Source organism: Micromonospora sp. BRA006-A (assembly GCF_033433935.1).
GTDB lineage: Bacteria > Actinomycetota > Actinomycetes > Mycobacteriales > Micromonosporaceae > Micromonospora > Micromonospora aurantiaca.
The window spans coordinates 5,162,056-5,181,302 of record NZ_JANCLW010000001.1 but is presented as its reverse complement, the minus strand read 5'-3'; the positions used below and the strand labels follow the sequence as shown (position 1 = coordinate 5,181,302).

At 73.0% G+C, this 19,247-nt stretch carries 14 protein-coding genes and 1 pseudogene; 9 read left to right on the top strand and 6 right to left on the bottom strand.

Annotated features, from left to right (window positions below; translation table 11 throughout):
- Positions 1–21: 21 nt before the first annotated feature.
- On the bottom strand, positions 22–945 hold the full coding sequence (locus NMK34_RS23445; protein WP_318335234.1) for an ABC transporter ATP-binding protein: 924 nt from the start codon (positions 943–945) through the stop codon (positions 22–24).
- A 77-nt stretch (positions 946–1,022) separates the two neighbouring features.
- Here NMK34_RS23445 and NMK34_RS23440 point away from each other — a divergent pair, with 77 nt between their 5' ends.
- The gene (locus NMK34_RS23440) at positions 1,023–1,562 is read left to right on the top strand and encodes a GNAT family protein (RefSeq protein WP_318335233.1); all 540 of its coding nucleotides are present in this window, start codon (positions 1,023–1,025) and stop codon (positions 1,560–1,562) included.
- 48 nt (positions 1,563–1,610) lie between these two features.
- Here NMK34_RS23440 and NMK34_RS23435 read toward each other — a convergent pair whose 3' ends face one another.
- The 5 genes from NMK34_RS23435 to NMK34_RS23415 form a co-directional block, all read right to left on the bottom strand.
- A complete protein-coding gene (locus NMK34_RS23435) occupies positions 1,611–2,579 on the bottom strand; it encodes a TAXI family TRAP transporter solute-binding subunit (RefSeq protein WP_135241544.1) in 969 nt (322 codons plus the stop codon).
- Positions 2,576–2,968, bottom strand: coding sequence for a roadblock/LC7 domain-containing protein (locus NMK34_RS23430; protein ID WP_194802308.1), 393 nt, complete (start codon positions 2,966–2,968; stop codon positions 2,576–2,578). The genes NMK34_RS23435 and NMK34_RS23430 overlap by 4 nt, the downstream gene beginning before the upstream one ends.
- A complete protein-coding gene (locus tag NMK34_RS23425; RefSeq protein WP_318335232.1) occupies positions 2,965–5,301 on the bottom strand; it encodes a sensor histidine kinase in 2,337 nt (778 codons plus the stop codon). The genes NMK34_RS23430 and NMK34_RS23425 overlap by 4 nt, the downstream gene beginning before the upstream one ends.
- Positions 5,302–5,365: 64 nt before the next feature.
- The gene (locus NMK34_RS23420; RefSeq protein ID WP_318335231.1) at positions 5,366–6,385 is read right to left on the bottom strand and encodes a TAXI family TRAP transporter solute-binding subunit; all 1,020 of its coding nucleotides are present in this window, start codon (positions 6,383–6,385) and stop codon (positions 5,366–5,368) included.
- On the bottom strand, positions 6,361–8,631 hold the full coding sequence (locus tag NMK34_RS23415; protein WP_318335230.1) for a TRAP transporter fused permease subunit: 2,271 nt from the start codon (positions 8,629–8,631) through the stop codon (positions 6,361–6,363). Before NMK34_RS23415 ends, NMK34_RS23420 begins: the two co-directional genes overlap by 25 nt.
- A 932-nt stretch (positions 8,632–9,563) precedes the next feature.
- Between NMK34_RS23415 and NMK34_RS23410 the strand changes: the two genes are divergently transcribed.
- The 8 genes and pseudogenes from NMK34_RS23410 to NMK34_RS23375 all read left to right on the top strand — a co-directional run.
- A complete protein-coding gene (locus NMK34_RS23410; RefSeq protein ID WP_318335229.1) occupies positions 9,564–10,655 on the top strand; it encodes a YihY/virulence factor BrkB family protein in 1,092 nt (363 codons plus the stop codon).
- 208 nt (positions 10,656–10,863) lie between these two features.
- Complete coding sequence (locus NMK34_RS23405) at positions 10,864–12,042, top strand: ROK family protein (RefSeq protein WP_318335228.1); 1,179 nt, start codon at positions 10,864–10,866, stop codon at positions 12,040–12,042.
- The gene (locus NMK34_RS23400) at positions 12,039–13,601 is read left to right on the top strand and encodes a sugar ABC transporter ATP-binding protein (RefSeq protein ID WP_318335227.1); all 1,563 of its coding nucleotides are present in this window, start codon (positions 12,039–12,041) and stop codon (positions 13,599–13,601) included. The genes NMK34_RS23405 and NMK34_RS23400 overlap by 4 nt, the downstream gene beginning before the upstream one ends.
- A gap of 76 nt (positions 13,602–13,677) precedes the next feature.
- Positions 13,678–14,766, top strand: a complete 1,089-nt coding sequence (locus NMK34_RS23395; protein ID WP_318335226.1) for an ABC transporter permease — start codon at positions 13,678–13,680, stop codon at positions 14,764–14,766.
- A gap of 91 nt (positions 14,767–14,857) precedes the next feature.
- A complete protein-coding gene (locus NMK34_RS23390; RefSeq protein WP_121684095.1) occupies positions 14,858–15,910 on the top strand; it encodes a substrate-binding domain-containing protein in 1,053 nt (350 codons plus the stop codon).
- A 53-nt stretch (positions 15,911–15,963) separates the two neighbouring features.
- Positions 15,964–17,136 (top strand): Gfo/Idh/MocA family protein, encoded by a 1,173-nt coding sequence (locus NMK34_RS23385; RefSeq protein ID WP_412098964.1) that lies wholly within the window; start codon positions 15,964–15,966, stop codon positions 17,134–17,136.
- Between the two features lie 210 nt (positions 17,137–17,346).
- Complete coding sequence (locus tag NMK34_RS23380) at positions 17,347–18,495, top strand: inositol-3-phosphate synthase (RefSeq protein WP_318335224.1); 1,149 nt, start codon at positions 17,347–17,349, stop codon at positions 18,493–18,495.
- Positions 18,492–19,136: pseudogene (locus NMK34_RS23375) on the top strand (SCO3242 family prenyltransferase); the annotation flags it as partial. The gene NMK34_RS23380 and the pseudogene NMK34_RS23375, both read left to right, overlap by 4 nt.
- Between the last annotated feature and the right edge of the window lie 111 nt (positions 19,137–19,247).

Genomic DNA, 19,247 nt, shown 5'->3' with positions numbered 1-19,247 from the left:
GGGGTGCGGCGGGGTCACGCCTCAGCGGGCGGCGAGGGCGACGAAGACGTCGTCGAGGGAGGGCTCGGCGAGGTGCAGCCGGGTGATGTCGGCGGCGGCGTGGCCGGCCTCGACCAGGGCCTTCGCCAGGGCGCGCGGGTCGTCGGGAACGCTGAGGCGTACCCGGTCCGGGCGGTCGGGGTCGGCGCGGAACCCGGCCTCGGACGCGGCGGCGAAGGCGGCAGCGGCGGCAGCGCCGGACAGGTCGAGCGTGAGCGTACGGGCGCCGACGCGCTGCTTCAGCGACGCCGGTGGGCCCTGGGCGACCACCCGGCCGTCCCGGAGCACCGCGATCTCGGTGGCGAGTACGTCCGCCTCGTGCAGATCCTGGGTCGAGATGAGCAGCGACGTGCCGGCCTGGTTGAGGCGGGTCAGTTCGGTCCAGAAGTCGATGCGCGCGAGCGGGTCCAGGCCGGTGGTCGGCTCGTCCAGGATCACCACGGCGGGCTCGGTGACGAGCGCCACGGCCAGGTCGAGCTTGCGGCGGGTGCCGCCGGAGAGCGTGGCGACCCGGGCCGCGCGGTGCTCGCCCAGGCCGAACAGGTCGACCAGTTCCCGCGTACGGCGGGCCCGCTCACGGCGGCCGAGCCCGAGCGCCACGCCGTGGAAGTCGAGCACCTCGGTGGGGGTGGCCAGCGGGTCCAGGGCGTTCGACTGCGGCGCGAGGCCGATCAGGCGCCGAGCGTCCCGCGCCTGCGTGACGGTGTCGAAGCCGCCGACGCGTACCGAGCCGGATGTCGGGGTGCGCAGCGTCGCGATGATCTCCAGCAGCGTCGACTTGCCCGCGCCGTTGTGGCCGAGCACGACGAAGCGGCTGCCGGCCGCCACGGTGAGGTCGAGCGCGCGCAGGGCGTCCCGGGTCCCGTAGGTCTTGGTCAGGGCGGAGGCGAGCACGAGCGGGGTCATACCGTCACCCTACCGACCGGTCGGTAGGGGAGTCGAATCCGGTTGTCGGCCCACCCGTCCGCCGTTAGCGTCGCGGCATGTTCGCCACCGAGCGCGTCCGGCTTCGCCCGCCCACCCCCGACGACGCGCCGGACCTGTTCCGTCTGCACAGCGATCCGGAACTGCGCCTGATCACCGACGACGAGCCGTTCCTGCCGTACCACGTCGGTCAGGTCCGGGCCCGGCTGGAGAAGGCCGCCGCCGAGCAGCCGACAGCCGGCGCCCCGGTGACACTGCTGGCCGAGACCGTCGCCGACGGGACGTTCCTCGGCACTGGCGTGCTGTGGGGGATCGACACGTTCAGCAGGCTCGCCCACCTCGGCATCACGCTGCTCCCCGAGGCGCGCGGCCAGGGATACGGGACCGAGGTGATCCGGCTGCTCTGCCGGTACGGCTTCCGCAACCGCAACCTGCGCCGGCTGGAGATCGAGACGCTCGCCGCCAACACGGCGATGCGGCGTACCGCCGAGAGATGCGGTTTCGTCCACGAGGGCACCCAGCGGGAGCGCGGGTACGACGGCGACGGCTTCGGAGACATGGTGATCTACGGCCTGCTGCGGCGCGACTGGACGCCGTGAGCAGGCGCGGTCCCGCCCCGGCGCGGTCGAGGCGGCGCGGTCCCGCGCTCAGCCGGTGCGGTAGAACCGCTGCGCGCCCGGATGCAACGGGATCGGGCGGGTCGCCGCGGCGCTGGACCGGTTGAAGTTCGCCGCCTCCGGGTGCACCTGGATCAACTCGCCCTGCCAGGTGAACAGCACCCGGGTCAGGTCGTACGCCAGTTGGTCCGGCATGTCCGCCCCCACCAGGATCACGTTCGCCACCGTGATGGTCGGCGTCGGCTCGGGTGTCCCGTACACCTCCTTCGGCAGCGTCGCCGTGGTGTAGACGGCGCCGAAGCGGGCGCTCAACGGCTCGATCAGCTCGTCGATCGGCAGCAGCCGGAACGTGCCCGGTGCGGACGAGAGCAGATCCTTGACACCGGGGGTGGGCAGACCGCCGGAGAAGAACATGGCGTCCAGGCCCTTGGCCCGCATCCGCTTGACCGTCTCCGGCAGCGACAGGTTGAACCGCTGGATGTCCCGGTTCGGGTCGATGCCACCGGCGGTGAGCAGGCGCCCGGCGATGATGTCGGTGCCGGACTTCGGCGAACCGGTGGAGATGCGTTTGCCGCGCAGGTCGGCGAAGCTGCGGATCTTGCCGTCGGCGCGGACGATCACGTGCGTGTAGTTGCTGTAGACCCGGGCCAGCGCCCGTACCGGCTGCGGCTGCTTGTCGAACGCCCCGCGCCCGTCGACCGCGTCCGCCGCCGTGTCGGCCAGGCTGAACGCGATCTCCATGTCGCCGCTCGCCACCCGGGTGATGTTCTCCACCGACGCGCCGGTCGGCTCGGCCCGCGCCTCGTACCCGGGCAGGTGACGGGTGATCAGGTCGGCGTACCCGCCGCCGAGCTGGTAGTAGACGCCTGTGGTGTTGCCGGTGGCCAGGAAGATCCGCCCGCCGTGCCACGCCTCCGGCGCGGAGTCCTCGGCCGCGCACCCGGCCACCAGCACCGCCGACATCAGCGCGGCGGTCAGCCGCAGCGCGCGGCCGGTCACCGGCGGACCGCCGGTTCCAGCGCCTCCGCCACCCGCTGCACCAGAGTCGCCGTCTCGTAGCCGATCTGGCCCAGGTCGCAGCCGGGCGCGGCCAGCACGCCGAGCAGCGCCCGCTCACCCACCGCCATCACCAGCATCACCCCGCCGTCCATGTCCACGATCTGCTGGCGTACCCGGCCCGCGGACATCAGCCGGGCCGCGCCCACGGTCAGGCTCGCCAGCCCGCTGATCACCGCCGCGAGCTGGTCGACCTGGTCGGGGGAGAGGTCCGGCGAGGACGCCAGCCGCAACCCGTCCTCGGAGACCGCGAGCGCGTGCGAGACGTCCGGCACCTGCTCGGCGAAGTTCGCCAGCAGCCAGTCCAGTCCGGTGGTGGACGGTGAGGTCATGGTCTTCTCCCGTTGGGTGTGGTGTTCGGGGCACGGCGGGTCGCGCTGGCCACCCCCTCGGCGAGGGCGGACAGCCGGGCACGTACCACTTCGGGGTCGAGCAGGTCGGTGGCCGGCGGCGGCGCGGTGGTGTCCGGCATCGGCTCGGGCAGGTGGCCGCCCACCTGCCGCCGGGGCAGCCCGGCGGCGGTGGTCGGGACGGGCGTCGGCGGCACGCTCACCGGCCGGATCCGCGCCGCGCTCGGCGCCAGCAGCGCGCCACCGGGCGTGCGGACGGCGGCGACGCCGCGCACCGGGCCGACGGTCGTGGCGCTGGTGACGAGGCTGCGGCCGGCGGCCGGCCCGGACTTGAACCAGGCCGCGGCGCGCTGTCGCCGCTCGGCCGTCGGCCGGGAGGCCACCGACTCGACCCGGGTCAGGACCGATTCCGGTACGTCGACCTGCGCCACAGTGCCGGTACCGGGGTTGTGCAACTGCACCCGGATCCCGTGCCGGGCCGCCAGGTGGGCCACCACGTGCAGGCCCATGCTGCCCGCCGCCGCGCTGGACAGCGTGGCGGGCGCGGCGAGCCGTTCGTTGATCTCGGCCAGCCGGCTCTCGCTGATGCCGATGCCCTGGTCGTGCACGCGCAGCACCAGCCCGTCGACGGTGCGCCGGCCGTCCACCAGCACCCGGGCCTCCGGCGGCGAGTAGACGGTGGCGTTCTCCAGCAGCTCGGCCAGCAGGTGCACCAGGTTGCCGGCCGCCGTGCCGTGCACCGCCGCGGTCGGCACGTCGATCTCCACCCGCGGGTAGTCCTCGATCTCGGAGGCCGCCGCCCGTACCACGTCGTCCAGCAGCAACGCGCCCTCGTGCCCGCGTCCGGGCTCGCCGCCGGCGAGCACCAGTAGGTTCTCGCCGTTGCGGCGCAACCGGGCGGCGAGGTGGTCCAGCGCGAACAGCCGGGCAAGCGCGTCCGGGTCGGTCTCCTCGCGCTCGAAGTCGTCGAGCAGCCGTAGCTGCCGGGTGATGAGCGTCCGGATGCGCCGGGCCAGGGCCTCCGCCATCCGGGTCACGTCCAGCCGCAACTCGGCCTGCTGCCCGGCCAGCCGCAACGCGGCCCGGTTCACCGTGTCGAACGCCTCGGCGACCTGCGCCACCTCGTCCCGGCCCCGTCTGATCCCGTCGGTCATCCGGGTCGCCGGGCCCTCCGCCGGGGTCCGCTCGCCCGCCGCGATCGCGGTGATCCGTTCCGGCAACTCCCGGTTCGCCATGGTCAGCGCGGCCACCCGCAGCCGGCGCAACCGGCGGCTCGTACGGACCGCCAGCAACACGGCGGTGACGAGCGAGCCGAGTGCGACGGTGCTCGTCGCGCCGGCGGTCAGCACCGCACGCAACCGGGCCGCCCCGGCCAGGTCCGCCGCGTCCCGGTCCAGCCCGTCGGTCAGATCCCGGCCGAGCAGGTTGTACCGCCGGATCGCGCCGCTCTGCGCCACGTACCAGGCGTCGCCGTCGGTCTTCACCGTGCCCGGCGCGCCGTCGGAGTCGAGCACGGCGTCACGTATCCGGCGGGCAGTGGTCACGTCGGTGCCGTCGACCAGGCGGTACCAGGCCCTGCTCGCCGGGGCGGAGGCGATCCGCAGGAACTCGGCCTGCCGCTGTTCCCGGGCACCCCGCAGCCGGCCCAGCCGGGCCAGTTCGCCACTCTGCAGTCCACCCCGGACGAACACCGCCCGCAGCAGGTCGCGCTCCAGCGCGGACAGGTGCTCCTGGGCGGCCACCGCTGCGACCTCCCGCGCCTGGTTGGCCAGCTCGGCGTCGCGGAGCTGGCTGGGCAGCGCGTCCGCGACCGCGAGCAGCGACTCCACGAGCGACACGTACGCCGGGTCGCCGCGCTCACCGGCCAGCGCCAGGTCCCGGGTGGGTGCGAGCTGCGCCAGGCGCCCGCCCACGTCGTCGAGCACCCCGCCCAGATCCGGGGCGGCCCGGCGCGCGTCACCCTGCGCCGAGCGGTAGCGCTCCACCGCCGTGTCCACCCGCCGGCGCTGCGCGTCCACGAGCGGGCGGCCGGACGTACCGCCGCGCTGGCGCAACGCGGCCGTCTCGGCCAGTTCGCGTTCCAGCTCGTGCACCAGCCGTACGGTCGCGGTGGCGGTGCCGGCCAGCACGCGTGCCCGGTCGGCGTCGGCGGACGCGTCGAGCGCGGCGCCGGTCTGCGCCGCCCCCAGCACGACCAGGCCGGCGGTGGCCACCAGGATCGGGGCCAGCAGTTGGACGCGGACCGAGCGGAGGCGTCCGGTGCGGTCCGCGGAGCGGTGATGCCGGCGTACGCGAGCCGGGTGGGGCAGCGGCACGGGGGTCTCCGGGTCGGGTCGGTGGGCCGGGCCCGGACGCACGTCCGGGCCCGGCCCGTTCAGGTCAGCTCGCGCCGAGGTCGCTCAGCGCCCGCTCCGCGCCACGGTGCAGCGGCACCGGGTCGGTCTTGCGGGCGTTGCCCAGCTCGATGCCCTTCGCCGCCGGGTTCGCCTGGGCCAGGGCGTCCTTCTTGTCAAAGACCGTCCGGGTGATCGCGCAGGCCACGTCGGCGTCCAGGTCGTCCCGCACCAGCAGCACGTTCGGCACCACGATGGTGGGCACGTCGGCCGGGGTCCGGTAGATGTCCTTGCCGATGGTGCCCGCCTGGTACGCCGGGTTCAGCTCGGCCATCTTCGGCAGCAGCGGGCTGATGTCGACGAACTTCACCTTGTCGCCGGACGTGGTGAACAGGTCGGTGACGCCGCCGGTCGGCACGCCGCCGGACCAGAAGAAGCCGTCGATGCTGCCGTCCTTCATGCCGTCGACGGTCTTGGTGAGGTCCAGCCGCTGCGCCTGGATGTCCTTGGCCGGGTCCAGCCCGGCGGCGGTGAGCAGCCGGTTGGCGATGACCTCGGTACCGGACTTCGGCGAGCCGGTGGAGATCTTCTTGCCCTTCATGTCGGCCACCGACGTGATCCCCGCGTCGGCGCGGACCACCACCTGCGTGTAGTTGTCGTAGATCCGGGCCAGCGCCTTCACCGGCTGCGGCGCGCTGAAGCTCCCCTTGCCCTGCACCGCGTTGACAGCGGTGTCGAACAGCGAGAACGCCACGTCGTACTGGCCGGCGACGAGCTGCTCGACGTTCTGCACCGAGGCGCCGGTCTCGGCGGCCGTCCCGGTGAGCTTCCCGTCGGTGGTCTTGCTCAGCTCACCGGCGAGCGCGTTGCCGACCACGTAGTAGACGCCGGTGGCGTTTCCGGTGGCGATGCCGACCCGGGTGTCCTTGGTGACCTTGCAGCTGACCTCGCGGGCGGCGTCGTCCTTCGCCGCGCCGTCCTGACGGCCTCCGCAGCCGGCGGCACCGGCGGCGACCAGGACCAGTGCCCCGACACCCGCCACTATCCTCGCGTCGATCCGTCCCACTCTCTCTCCTCCCCAAGGTCCACGGATTCTTCAGCCGCCGGGCGGCCGGGGTGTCCGGCGGCGCCACGTCGGACGTACACGCCCGCGACCGCGAGCGCGGCGAGTGCCGCGCCGATCGCCATGGGCAGCGGTTCCAGCCAGAGCAGCACCAGCCCGGCGATCGCGCCGACGATCCGCTCCGGCACGCCGGCTGGGCCCACACCGGGTAGCCAGCCGCCGGCCGCGACCGCCAGCACCGCGACGCCCAGGGCCGACACCAGACCGGCCGTCACGATCCGCCCGGGCCCGCCGATGCCGAGCAGCCCGAGGCCGGTCGGCGTGATGACGAAGGCCAGCGGGATCAGGTACGCCGGCAGCGCGTACCGCAGGGTCTGCCACATGGTCGGCACCAGCCGGCCGCCGGTGACCGCGGCGGCGGCGACAGCGGCGAGCGCGGTCGGCGGCGAGACCTCGGACAGCACCGCGAAGTAGAAGACGAACATGGCCGCCGCCGGCGCTTCGACGCCCAGGTTCAGCAGCGCCGGGCCGATGATCACCCAGCCGATGACGAACGAGGCGGTGACCGGCACGGCGAGGCCGAGCAGGCTGAGCGCGACGGCGGCGAGCACCGCGGTCAGGGCCAGCACCACCGCCGGCTCCGAGCTGACCGCCTGCGCGCCGTCGATCAGCAGCGCGGCGGCCTGCGGCCCGAGGCCGGTCTTCGTGGTGGTGGCGGTGATGATGCCGGCCGCGGCGCAGACGGCGCTCACCGCGAGCACCCCGCGTACGCCGTCGCGCAGCGCCGCCACCAGCCGGGCCGGCGTGAGCCGGTGCCGGCGGTCCAGGAAGGACAGCGCCGCCGCGATCACGGTCGCGATGACGACCGCCCGCATCGCCGACGCGCCGAGCGCCAGCACCACGATGATCACGAGAAGCGAGAGGAAGTGGTAGCCGAAACGGGCCAGCAGCCGCCACGCCGAGCCGGTGTCGATGACCACCGGGCGCACGCCAGAGCGCCGGGCGTCGATCTCGACGGAGAGCAGGATGCCCAGGTAGTAGAGGATCGTCGGCACCGTCGCCCAGCCGAGCACCTGGAGGTAGGACACGCCCAGGTACTCGGCGATGATGAACGCGGCGGCGCCCAGCGTCGGCGGCGACAGGATCGCCCCCACACCGGCGGCGGCGAGCATGCCGCCCGCCCGCTCGGCCGGGTAGCCGGCGCGGCGCAGAATCGGCCAGGTCACCGCACCGATGCTGACGGTGGTGGCGGCGCCGGAGCCGGAGACCGTGCCGAGCAGGAAACCCGAGGCGACTGCGGTACGCCCGGCGGCCGTCCGCGAGCGACGGAACGCGGCGGCGGACAGCTCCACGAAGAACCGGCCCGCGCCGGACAGGTCGAGCACCGCGCCGTAGATGGTGAACAGCACGATGTACGAGGCGGCCACGTCCAGCGGGGTGCCGTAGAAGCCGCTGTCGGAGTTGTAGAACGCGTCCACGAGCTGCCCGAAGTCGAGCCCCGCGTGCGCCACCGGCCAGGACTGCGGCAGCAGGCCGCCGTAGTAGCCGTACCCGAGGAACAGCACGCACACCGCGGGCAGGATCCATCCGGTGGTACGCCGGCACGCCTCCAGCAGCAGGAGCAGCAGTCCGGTGCCGAACGCCACGTCCAGCGGGTCCAGCAGGCCCTGCCGGTCGAGGAAGGCGTCGTACCCGCCGCCACCGGCGCCGATGGTGATCGGCAGCACCGGGTAGAGGCAGACGACGAGCGCCGCGAGGGCCAGCAGCCAGTCCACGGGCGTGGGACCGCGCCGGTCGTCCACGTCGTCCACGTCGCCCGCGTCGGCCTTGGCACGTCGCAGCCGCACCCCCGAGGGGTACGCGAGGAACACCACCGGCAGGACGCCTGCGAGGAAGAAGATGAGGTAGTACTTGCTGCCCTGAGCCAGCGGGAAGAAGACCTGCCAGAGCGTCAGCAGTCCGACCGCGACGGTGACGCCGGTGAAGAGGACCCCGATCGGGCCGGCGAGCACCCGTCCCGGTTTCTCCTCCTCGAACCGGGCGGCCAGTTCACGGGCGTCCCGGGTCTGGTCCGGGCTCTCGCCCTTGTCGCGGGTCTCGTTCTCGCCCTTGTCGCGGGCTTCGTTCTCGTCCGGGGTGTGGTGCGCTGCTCGGCTGTGGTGGTGCGTCTCGCCCGGCCCGTCGTCGGCCCACTCGGGCCCGGGGACGCTTCCGTCGTCCGGCGGCAGCGACACCACCTCGGCGTCCACGTCGGACCCCGGTCGTCCGCCGGACGGCGGCCGGGGTTTGGGGGGAGTCGCGTCGGAGGGGCGAACGGGCGGCACGAGGGGGCACGATACGCGAATAGCGCGCATGTTGGGAACATTGCCGATCATGATTGCAATGAGTGACGGAATGGAGCGTCGCTCATTCGCGCCACACATTTCTTGAAACTGTTTCGCGATGATGGGAGGCCGTCTCTCGTGGCTCTCTCCCGATACCGCTTACAACGATGAAGAATGGGCGTGCCCGTGATGCTTGTCGTCACACAACGTGTCCACTCAGGTGGGTGCGTCTCCCGTGCCGGCTCGCGCGAGCGGCGCCCGTCGCGCCGGGTCGTGCGCGCTCGCGCGCGCCGCGCTCACCCGGTGGGCAAATGGCCCCAGAGCGTGTTCGCCGGCTCGCGTTTCCACGATCATCTCCACTTCCCCGAGGTGGTGGCAGCGAAAAGGCGGATCACGCGTCACTTCAGCGCCCCGGCCTTCGCCGTCCGTGCCCTGCGCTCTCGCTTCCGCGCACGCCGTCGGCCGACCCTCGGTGAGTGGACCGTCATGGGTGCTTCCGGTCCCGTTTGACACTCATGACGTTCCACTCGTCGTGACGGTCGTCGAGATGGTGGCGATTGGTGGTCGCGGCGGAGCGGCGGCTCGCCAGGATTTCGGGCGGGGGAGTGGCGGGGTGCCGGTGGGAGCGCTGCCCCCGCCACCTTTGCTCTGCACCCATCGGCGCACATGGTTACGGAGCGTGTCTGCCGCGCGCATGGCTGCGGAGCAAAGGCGGCGAGCGGGGTGAAGGTACCGACGGGAGAGGCGGCGGCAGGGTGCGAGCAGTGGGGCGCGAGTGGCTGGTTTGCGGGTGCGGTGGTTATCGCTGCCCTCGTCAGGGCATGTCGTGCGGGACGACATGACGACGAGGAGGTGCCATGGCCGCCCGCGACGACGCCCACGACGTCCACGAGGACACCCGCGACGGGCGTGAGGACGCCCCCGCCATGCGTGACGACGCCCGCGCCGGGCACGACCGGCCCGACGGGCGGAAGCATGCCGGACCGGTGGGCCCGGACGACGGGCCGGACAGCCCGGCCGACCTGTCGGCGACGGGCTGGATGGCGACCCTCAAGCGGACCGTGCGGGAGTTCCAGGACGACAGCCTGACCGACTGGGCCGCCGCGCTCACCTACTACGGCGTGCTCTCCATCTTCCCGGGCGTCCTGGTGCTGATCTCGGTGCTCGGCCTGCTCGGCGACCGGGCCACCGAGGGGGTGCGGGACACCGTCGGGCAGGCGGTGCCGGAGGAGAACATCCGCCGCATCATCGAGAGCGCCATCGACCAGGCGGGCCAGTCGGGCGGGCTGGCGAGCATCGCGGCGATCGTCGGTCTGGTGGCGGCGTTCTGGTCGGCGTCCGGCTACGTCGCCGCGTTCATGCGCGCCTCGAACAGCATCTACGACGTGCCGGAGGGGCGGCCGATCTGGAAGACGCTGCCGGTACGCCTCGGCGTGACCGCGGTGATCGGCGTGATGCTTCTGATCAGCGCCGTGATCGTGGTGTTCACCGGCGGGCTGGCCGAGCAGGCCGGGAACGCGATCGGGCTGGGCGAGACCGCCGTGACGGTGTGGAACATCGCCAAGTGGCCGGTGCTGCTGGTGCTGGTGAGCCTGATGTTCGCGATCCTCTACTGGGCCTCGCCGAACGCCCGGCACGGCGGCTTCCGCTGGGTCAGCCCCGGCGGCGTGCTCGCGGTGGTGCTCTGGCTGGTGGTGTCGGGCCTGTTCGCGCTCTACGTCAGCAACTTCGGCTCGTACAACAAGACGTACGGCGCGGTGGCCGGCGTGATCATCTTCCTGGTGTGGTTGTGGCTGAGCAACGTCGCGATCCTGCTGGGTGCGGAGTTCGACGCCGAGTTGGAGCGCAGTCGCGCGATCGCGGCGGGGCACCCGGCCGACGAGGAGCCCTACGTGGAGCTGCGCGACGACCGCAAGCTGCGCAAGAAGGGCCGCGCGCCCTCCCGCTGACCCGAGATCGCGACGCCCCGCCCGGAAGTCACACGGGCGGGGCGTCGCGTTTTCATGATCCGGAACTCGCTTTTGCTCGTATAGACAAAAGTTTGCATCAGACGTGCTGAAGCTATGGACATGCGGCCCGGAAGGCTCCTACTGTGTCGGACACAACACACAACGCCGTCGTCGATGTGACGGACTTCCGATGCGGAGGTGACTGCCGGTGCGGACGGTCGACCCCCTGCACGTACGGCTTCTGCGACTGCTCCGGGACGAGGGCGCGGTGTCTCGCGCCGAACTCGGCGACCGCCTCCAGATGCCCCGTCCGCGCCTGCTCGCCGAGCTGGAACGGCTGGTCTCCCTCGGATACGTGGCCGAGGCCGGGCTGGCCGCCTCGCGGGGCGGGCGCCGTTCCACGCTCGTCGAGCTGAGCCCGCACCTGCGCTTCGCCGCCGTCGACCTGGGCGCCAGCTCGATCGACGTGGAGGTGGTGAACGGCCGGCTGGAGACGGTGGCCGCCTACACCGAGGCCGCCGACATCCGCTCCGGCCCCAAGGTGACGCTCCAGCGGGTGAACGAACTGCTGCACAAGGCCGAGGTGGACGGCGCGTACGAGCGGCTCGACGCGGTGGGCATCGGCGTACCGGGGCCGGTCAGCTTCCGCGACGGCGTGCCGGTCTCCCCGCCGATCATGCCCGGCTGGGACCGGTTCCCGGTCCGCGAACTGCTCACCCGTGAGCACGGCTGCCCGGCGGTGGTCGACAACGACGTCAACATCATGGCGATCGGCGAGCGGCACGGCGGCGTGGCCCACTCGGTCGACGACTTCCTGTTCATCAAGATCGGCACCGGCATCGGCTGCGGCATCTACCTGCACGGCGAGGTCTACCGGGGCACCGACGGCTGCGCCGGGGACATCGGCCACATCCAGGTCGACCCGAACGGTCCGATGTGTTCCTGCGGCAACCTCGGCTGCCTGGAGGCGGTGTTCAGCGGCGCGGCGCTGGCCCGGGAGGCGACCGTGGCGGCCCGCACCGAGGTGTCGCCGGCGCTGGCCGAACGGCTGGCCGCCCGGGGCGTGGTGACCGCGCTGGACGTGGCGCAGGGGGCGATCGAGGGGGACGTCACCTGCATCCAGCTCATCCGCGACGGCGGCCGGCGGGTCGGCAGCGTACTGGCCGGGCTGGTCAGCTTCACCAACCCCTCGATGATCGTCATCGGTGGCGGCCTCGCCCAGCTCGGGCACATCCTGCTGGCCGAGATCCGCAGCGTGGTCTACCGCCGTTCGCTGCCGCTGGCCACCGGCAACCTGCCGGTCGTCCTGTCCGAGCTGGGCCCGCGCGCCGGCGTCGCCGGCGCGGCCGTGCTGGCGAGTGACCTCGCATTCGGGGAGGCAGCATGACCGGGAAGCCACTGGTCGAGGCGCCCGCCGACGCCGTCGCGGGCGAGGTGGTCCTGCGCCTCACCGACGTCGTCAAGACGTTCCCGGGGGTACGCGCGCTCGACGGCGTGCAACTGGAGGTGCGGGCCGGTGAGGTGCACTGCCTGCTCGGGCAGAACGGCGCCGGCAAGTCCACGCTCATCAAGGTGCTGGCCGGGGTGCACCGGCCGGACTCCGGTGAGGTGCTCTGGCGGGGCGAGCCGGCGTCGTTCGCCAACCCGCAGGCCGCCATGCGCGCCGGCATCGCCACCATCTACCAGGAACTCGACCTGGTAGACGACCTGTCGGTGGCGGAGAACGCGTTCCTCGGCCACGAGCCGCGCCGGTTCGGCTTCGTCCGGCGGGGGCACATGGCCCGGCGTACCCGGCAGATCCTGGCCCGGCTCGGCCACCCGGAGATCCCGCCGGGGCGGCTGGTGCGGCACCTGCCCGCCGCCGGCAAGCAGATCGTCAGCATGGCCCGGGCGCTGTCCCACGAGGCCCGGCTGATCATCATGGACGAGCCGAGCGCGGTGCTGGCCCACGACGAGGTGGCGAACCTGTTCCGGACCATCCGGGAACTCACCGCGCAGGGCATCGCGGTCATCTACATCTCGCACCGGCTGGAGGAGATCCGCGAGATCGGCGACCGGGTCACCGTACTCAAGGACGGCCGGACCACGGCGGCGAGCCTGCCGGCCCGCGAGACACCGACCCGCGACCTGGTCGCCCGGATGACCGGGCGGACCATCGAGTACGTCTTCCCGCAGCGCCCGGCCGACCACGGGGGTGGCGCGGAGCTGTTGCGGGTGGACGGGCTGACCCGGCCCGGCGAGTTCGCCGACGTCTCGCTCGGGGTCCGGGCGGGAGAGATCGTCGGCATCGCCGGGCTGGTCGGCTCGGGCCGGTCGGAGCTGCTGGAGACCATCTTCGGCGCGCGCCGGGCGTACGCCGGTACGGTCCGGGTGAACGGCCGGACGCTGCGCCCCGGGAGCGTGGGCGCGGCGGTACGGGCCGGGATGGGTATGGCGCCGGAGGAGCGCAAGAGTCAGGCGCTGCTGCTCGGCGAACCGATCTACCGCAACGTCACGCTCGCCACGTTCAGCCGGTACGCCCGCCTCGGCTTCACCGACACCGGACGGGAACGCGCCGAGGCGGACCGGATCGCCGCGTCGCTGGAGCTGCGGCCCCGGGACGTACGGCGGCCGGTGCGCACGCTGTCCGGCGGCAACCAGCAGAAGGTGGTGGTCGGGCGGTGGCTGCTCGGTGACACCCGGCTGTTGCTGCTCGACGAACCGACGCGGGGCGTGGACGTGGGCGCCCGCGCCGAGCTGTACCAGGTGATCCGCGATCTGGCCGCCCGTGGCGTCGGGGTGCTGCTGGTCTCCAGCGAGGTGCCCGAGGTGCTGGGCCTGGCCGACCGGGTGCTGGTGATGCGGGAGGGCCGGGTGGTCCGGGAGGCCCCGGCCGGCGAACTGGACGAGAACACCGTGCTCGACCTCGTGATGGCGGGGTCCCTCATGGAAGGCGCACCGGCATGAGCGAGCGACAGCGAGCGAATCATCGACACAGCGCCGGAGAGTCTCGTGCCGGCGCCGCGCGAAGCGGGGCGGCGGCATGAGCGAAGCCACTGACACCTCGCTGCCCGCGCAGTCGCCGCCGGTGGAGCGGGCGGAGACCGCGAAGGTCGACGCGCCGGCGCGGCTCTCCTGGTGGCGCGGCGACGGCGGGGAGGGCGCCAAGCGCAACCTCGGCCTGCTCGCCACGCTCGTCGTGCTGGTGGTCATCGGCATCCTGACCCGCCCCGACCTCTACGGCGACCCGAACTGGGTGTGGGGCAACACGCTCACCATCCTCAAGCTCGCCTCGGTGGTCGGCGTGGTCACCGTCGGCATGACCTTCGTGATCATCGGCGGCGGCATCGACCTGTCGGTCGGCGCGATCGTGGCGCTGGCGGGGGTCTGGTGCACCACAGTGGCCACGCAGAGCTACGGCGCGGGCGGCATGATCTTCACCGCGCTCACCGTCGGGCTCGCCGTCGGCGTGGTGAACGGGCTGCTCGTCTCGTACGGGCGGCTGGTGCCGTTCATCGCCACGCTCGCCATGCTCGTCGCCGCGCGAGGGCTGGCGGCGGAGATCTCCGACAAGCAGACCCAGGTGTCGGGCAACACGTTCATCAACGGCATCGCCAGCACGAACGTGCTCGGCATCCCGCTGCTCGTCTACATCCTGGTGGCGGTGGTGGCGGCCGGGTGGGTGCTGCTGAACCGGACCACGTTCGGCCGCCGTACGGTGGCGGTCGGCGGCAACCCGGAGGCGGCCCGGCTCGCCGGCATCAACGTCCGCCGGCACACGGTGCTCCTCTACGCGCTGTCCGGCCTGTGCTGCGGCATCGCCGCGGTCATGCTGACCGCGCAGGCCACCTCCGCGCAGGCGGCGATGGCCAACCTCTACGAGCTGGACGCGATCGCCGCCGCGATCATCGGCGGCACGCTGCTCAGCGGCGGGCGGGGAACGATCATCGGCTCCCTGCTCGGGGTGATCATCTTCTCCACCATCACCAACCTGTTCGCCATCAACAACCTCTCCGCCGAGGCCCAGAACATGGTCAAGGGCGGCATCATCGTCGCCGCCGTCCTGGTCCAGCAGGTGCAGTTCGGCAGCCTCACCCAGTTCCTCGCCCGCAACCGGGCCACCACCACCTGACCCCACGCGCACATCCCGGCTGCCGTCGTACCGACGGTGGTCCGGCCCGCCACACCCGAAACCACCCCACCACCTCATCCCAGGAGGCGTCATGAGAACACCGCGCCATGACCTGTCCCGCCGCCGGCTGCTCTTCGGCGGGGCCGCCGTCTCCGCCGGGGTGCTGCTCGCCGGCTGCACCAGCAACGAGCAGAACCCGACCGAGGCGCAGACCAAGGCGGCCGGTTCCGGCGCCAACACCGAGACGGGCAAGAAGGTGAGCATCGGCTTCTCCGCCCCGGCCGCCGACCACGGCTGGATCGCCGCCATCACCAACAACGCCAAGGCGCAGGCCGGGGCGTACCAGGACGTGGAGCTGAAGTCGGTCGAGGCCGGCGCGGACGCGGCGGCCCAGCGGGCGGCGCTGTCCACGCTGATCTCGCAGAAGCCCGACGTGATCGTGCTGCTGCCGCACGACGGCAAGGAACTCAACGCGTTCGGCCTGGAGGCGATGAAGGCCGGCATCCCCGTGGTGAACCTGGACCGGGCCTTCCCGGACGCGCGGGCCTACCGGCTGCAGATCAAGGGCGACAACTACGGCATGGGGGTGGCCGCCGCCACCTACATCGCCGAGCAGCTCAAGGCCAAGGGCGTGAGCAACCCGGTGATCGGCGAGATCCCCGGCATCGAGTCGCTGGAGCTGACCCAGGAACGGTCGAAGGGGTTCGCCGACACGCTCGCCTCGTACGGGTTCAAGGTCGCCAACCGGCGGCCCGCGGAGTTCACAGTGGACTCCGGGCAACAGGCCGCCACCGGCCTGTTCCAGGCGCTGCCGAAGATCGACGCGGTCTGGAACCACGACGACGACCAGGGCATCGGCGTGCTCGCGGCGGTCAACCAGGCCAACCGCAAGGAATTCATCATGGTCGGCGGCGCCGGCTCCAAGAAGGCCATGGAGGACATCGCCGCCGACAACACCGTCCTCAAGGCCACAGTCACCTACAGCCCGTCGATGGCCTCCTCGGCCATCTCCCTGGCCCGCCTGATCGGCCAGGGCAAGGGCATGTCCGACCTGGTCGAACTCCAGGTACCGAAGGAGATCGTGCTCGCCTCCGAGACGATCACCAAGGAGAACGCGAGCGACTACCTGAAGCTCGGGTTCTGACACACGGGGGGAGACCCACCTTGTCCAGTCACGACAGCATCCTGCGGGTCGGCATGGTCGGCTACGCGTTCATGGGCGCCGCGCACTCCCAGGCGTGGCGCACCGTGAACCGGGTGTTCGACCTGCCGGCGCGGGTGCGGATGACGCTCGTCTGCGGCCGCGACGAGCCGAAGGTGGCCGAGGCCGCCGACCGGCTCGGCTGGGACGGCTACACCACCGACTGGCGGCGGCTCGTCGAGTCCGACGAGATCGACGTGGTCGACATCTGCACGCCGGGGGACAGCCACCGCGAGATCGCACTCGCCGCGCTCGCCGCGGGCAAGCACGTGCTGTGCGAGAAGCCGCTCGCCAACAGCGTCGCCGAGGCCCGCGAGATGACCGAGGCCGCGGCCCGGGCGCGCGAGTCCGGGGTACGCGCGATGTGCGGCTTCAACTACCGGCGGGTGCCGGCTGTCGCCCTGATGCGGCAGCTGGTGGCCGACGGGCGGATCGGCGAGATCCGGCACGTCCGGGCGACCTACCTCCAGGACTGGATCGTCGACCCGCAGTTCCCGCTGGTGTGGCGGTTGCAGAAGGACAGGGCGGGCTCCGGCGCGCTCGGTGACATCGGCGCGCACATCATCGACCTGACCCAGTACGTCACGGGTCAGCTCGTCACCGGGGTCAGCGCGCTGACCGAGACGTTCGTGCGTCAGCGGCCGCTCGTCGCCGGGTCGAGCGGCCTGGCCGCGCAGGCCGACGGCAACGGCAGTGCCATGGGCCCGGTGACTGTTGACGACGCGGCGGTGTTCGTGGCCCGGCTCGACGGGGGAGCGCTGGCCACGTACGAGGCGACCCGGTTCGCCACCGGCCGCAAGAACGCCCTGCGGGTCGAGATCAACGGCTCGCGCGGCAGCGTCGTGTTCGACCTGGAACGCCTCAACGAACTGGAGTTCCTGGACGCCACCCGCCCCACCGCCGAGCAGGGCTTCAGCCGGATCCTGGTGACCGAGCCGGACCACCCGTACCTGGGTGCGTGGTGGCCGCCCGGCCACATCATCGGCTACGAGCACTCCTTCACCCACCAGGCGCGCGACTTCGTCGAGGCGGTCGCCACCGGCGCCGACCCGGCCCCGTCGTTCGCCGACGCGCTTCAGGTCCAGCTCGTGCTCGACGCGGTGACCCGCTCCGCCGAGCGGGCCGCCTGGACGGAGGTGGAGCCCGCCCTGGCCGAAGCTTCCGCCTGATCCGAGGCGGGCCCCTCGGGGTCCGCCCGACACTCACCGGCGCCGGCCGGCGAGGGCCCGCCGTGGTTGCGCCCCGCGGCGGGGACGAGGCCGGCTCCGGGGAGCGTGCCGCCGGTGTCCGCGGCACGACCAGCACGGCCCTCCGGTGCGGCCGGACCGGGATTCCCCGGCCGCACCGGCGGACCGGCCTTACCTGGGGAGGTAGCGCGAATGCGTACGGGTGTGTGGCTGGTGGGTGCGCGCGGCTCGGTCGCCACCACCGCCGTGGTCGGCGGGCTGGCCCTGCGGGCCGGGCTCACCGCGCCGACCGGCTGCGTGACCGAGCTGCCGGACCTGCGCGGGCCCGCCCTGCCGGGCTTCGCCGATCTCGTCTTCGGCGGCCACGACGTGGTCGCCACCCCGCTGACCAAACGCGCCGAGGCGCTCGCCGCCGCCGGGGTGCTGCCCGCCCGGCTGGCCGACGCCGTCGCGCCGGACCTGACCGCTGTCGAGGCGGCGCTACGGCCCGCTCCGGCCGAGGGCGACCAGGGGGAGCGGATCGCCGCAGTGGTGCGCGACCTGACCGGGTTCCGGGCCCGGCACGGGCTGGACCGGGTGGTGGTGGTGAACGTCGCCGCCACCGAGCCGGCGCCCGCCCCGCACCCGGCCCACAACGACCTGGCCACGCTGCGCGACGCGCTGACCGGACCGGCCGACGTGCTGCCGCCCAGTTCCGCGTACGCGTACGCGGCGTTCACCGCCGGCTGCCCGTACGTGGACTTCACCCCGTCGACGGGCGCCCGGCTGCCGGCCCTGGCCGCGCTGGCCGCCGAACGCGGACTGCCGTACGCCGGGCACGACGGCAAGACCGGCGAGACGCTGCTCAAGTCGGTGCTCGCGCCGATGTTCGCGATGCGGCATCTCGCCGTGCGCTCCTGGTCCGGCACGAACCTGCTCGGCGGCGGCGACGGCGCCACGCTCGCCGACCCGGCCGCCAACGCCGCGAAGGTGGGCAGCAAACAGCGGGTGCTCGCCGAGACGCTCGGCTACCTGCCGCAGGGCCACACCCGGATCGAGTACGTCGAGGAACTCGGCGACTTCAAGACCGCCTGGGATCTGGTCACGTTCGCCGGTTTCCTGGGCACCGGCATGCGGATGGAGTTCACCTGGCACGGCTGCGACTCGGCGCTGGCCGCGCCGCTCGTGCTGGACCTGGCCCGGCTCACCGCCGCCGCCCACGCGGCCGGACGCGAGGGCCCGCTGACCGAACTGGCGTTCTTCTTCAAGGATCCGCTCGGCGCGGCCGGTCACGCGCTCGGTGATCAGTGGACGGTGCTGCGGGACTTCGCCGCCGGCCTGCACGCCCGGGTGACGCCGTGACCCGCCTGGCCGACCTGGCCGAGTTGGTGCGGGCGCCCGCCGCGCTCTCCGTACCGGGGGACGTGCTGTCCGGCGCGGCAGCGGCCGGTGCGCTCGGCCCGCGTACACCGGCGCTGGCCGGCGCGTCGGTGCTGCTCTACTGGGCCGGGATGGCCGCCAACGACTGGGCGGACCGGCGGCTGGACGCGGTCGAACGGCCGGAACGCCCGATCCCGTCCGGCCGGGTGCGCCCGTCGGTGGCGCTCGGCGTCGCGTCCGGCCTGACCGCCGCCGGGCTCGCCGTCGCCACCGCCGCAGGGGGGCGTCGCGCGGCGGCCGTCGCGCTGCCGCTCGCGGCCACGATCTGGGGGTACGACCTGCGGGCGAAGAACACCGCCGCCGGCCCGGCGGTGATGGCCGCCTGCCGAGGGCTGGACGTGCTGCTCGGCGCGTCCGGCGGACGGGTGGTCCGGGCGCTGCCGGCCGCGCTCACCGTCGCCGCGCACACCTGGACCGTGACCGCGCTGTCCCGCCGCGAGGTGACCGGCGCGGACCGGCGTCTGCCCGGCCTCACGCTCGCCGGCACCGCGTTGATCGCGCTCACCACCCCGGCCCGGCCCACCGTGTTAAGCGGGGCCCCCTCGTCTACCGGATGCGTTAAGTGAGCGTTTGAGAAGTGGTGGGGTTGGGCGGCGTGTCGTGTTGGAGGTGAGGGAAGGCCCTCGGTAGGTCCGGTGGTGTCGAGCCAACCGTTTCCGTGCCGAGGGCCTTCT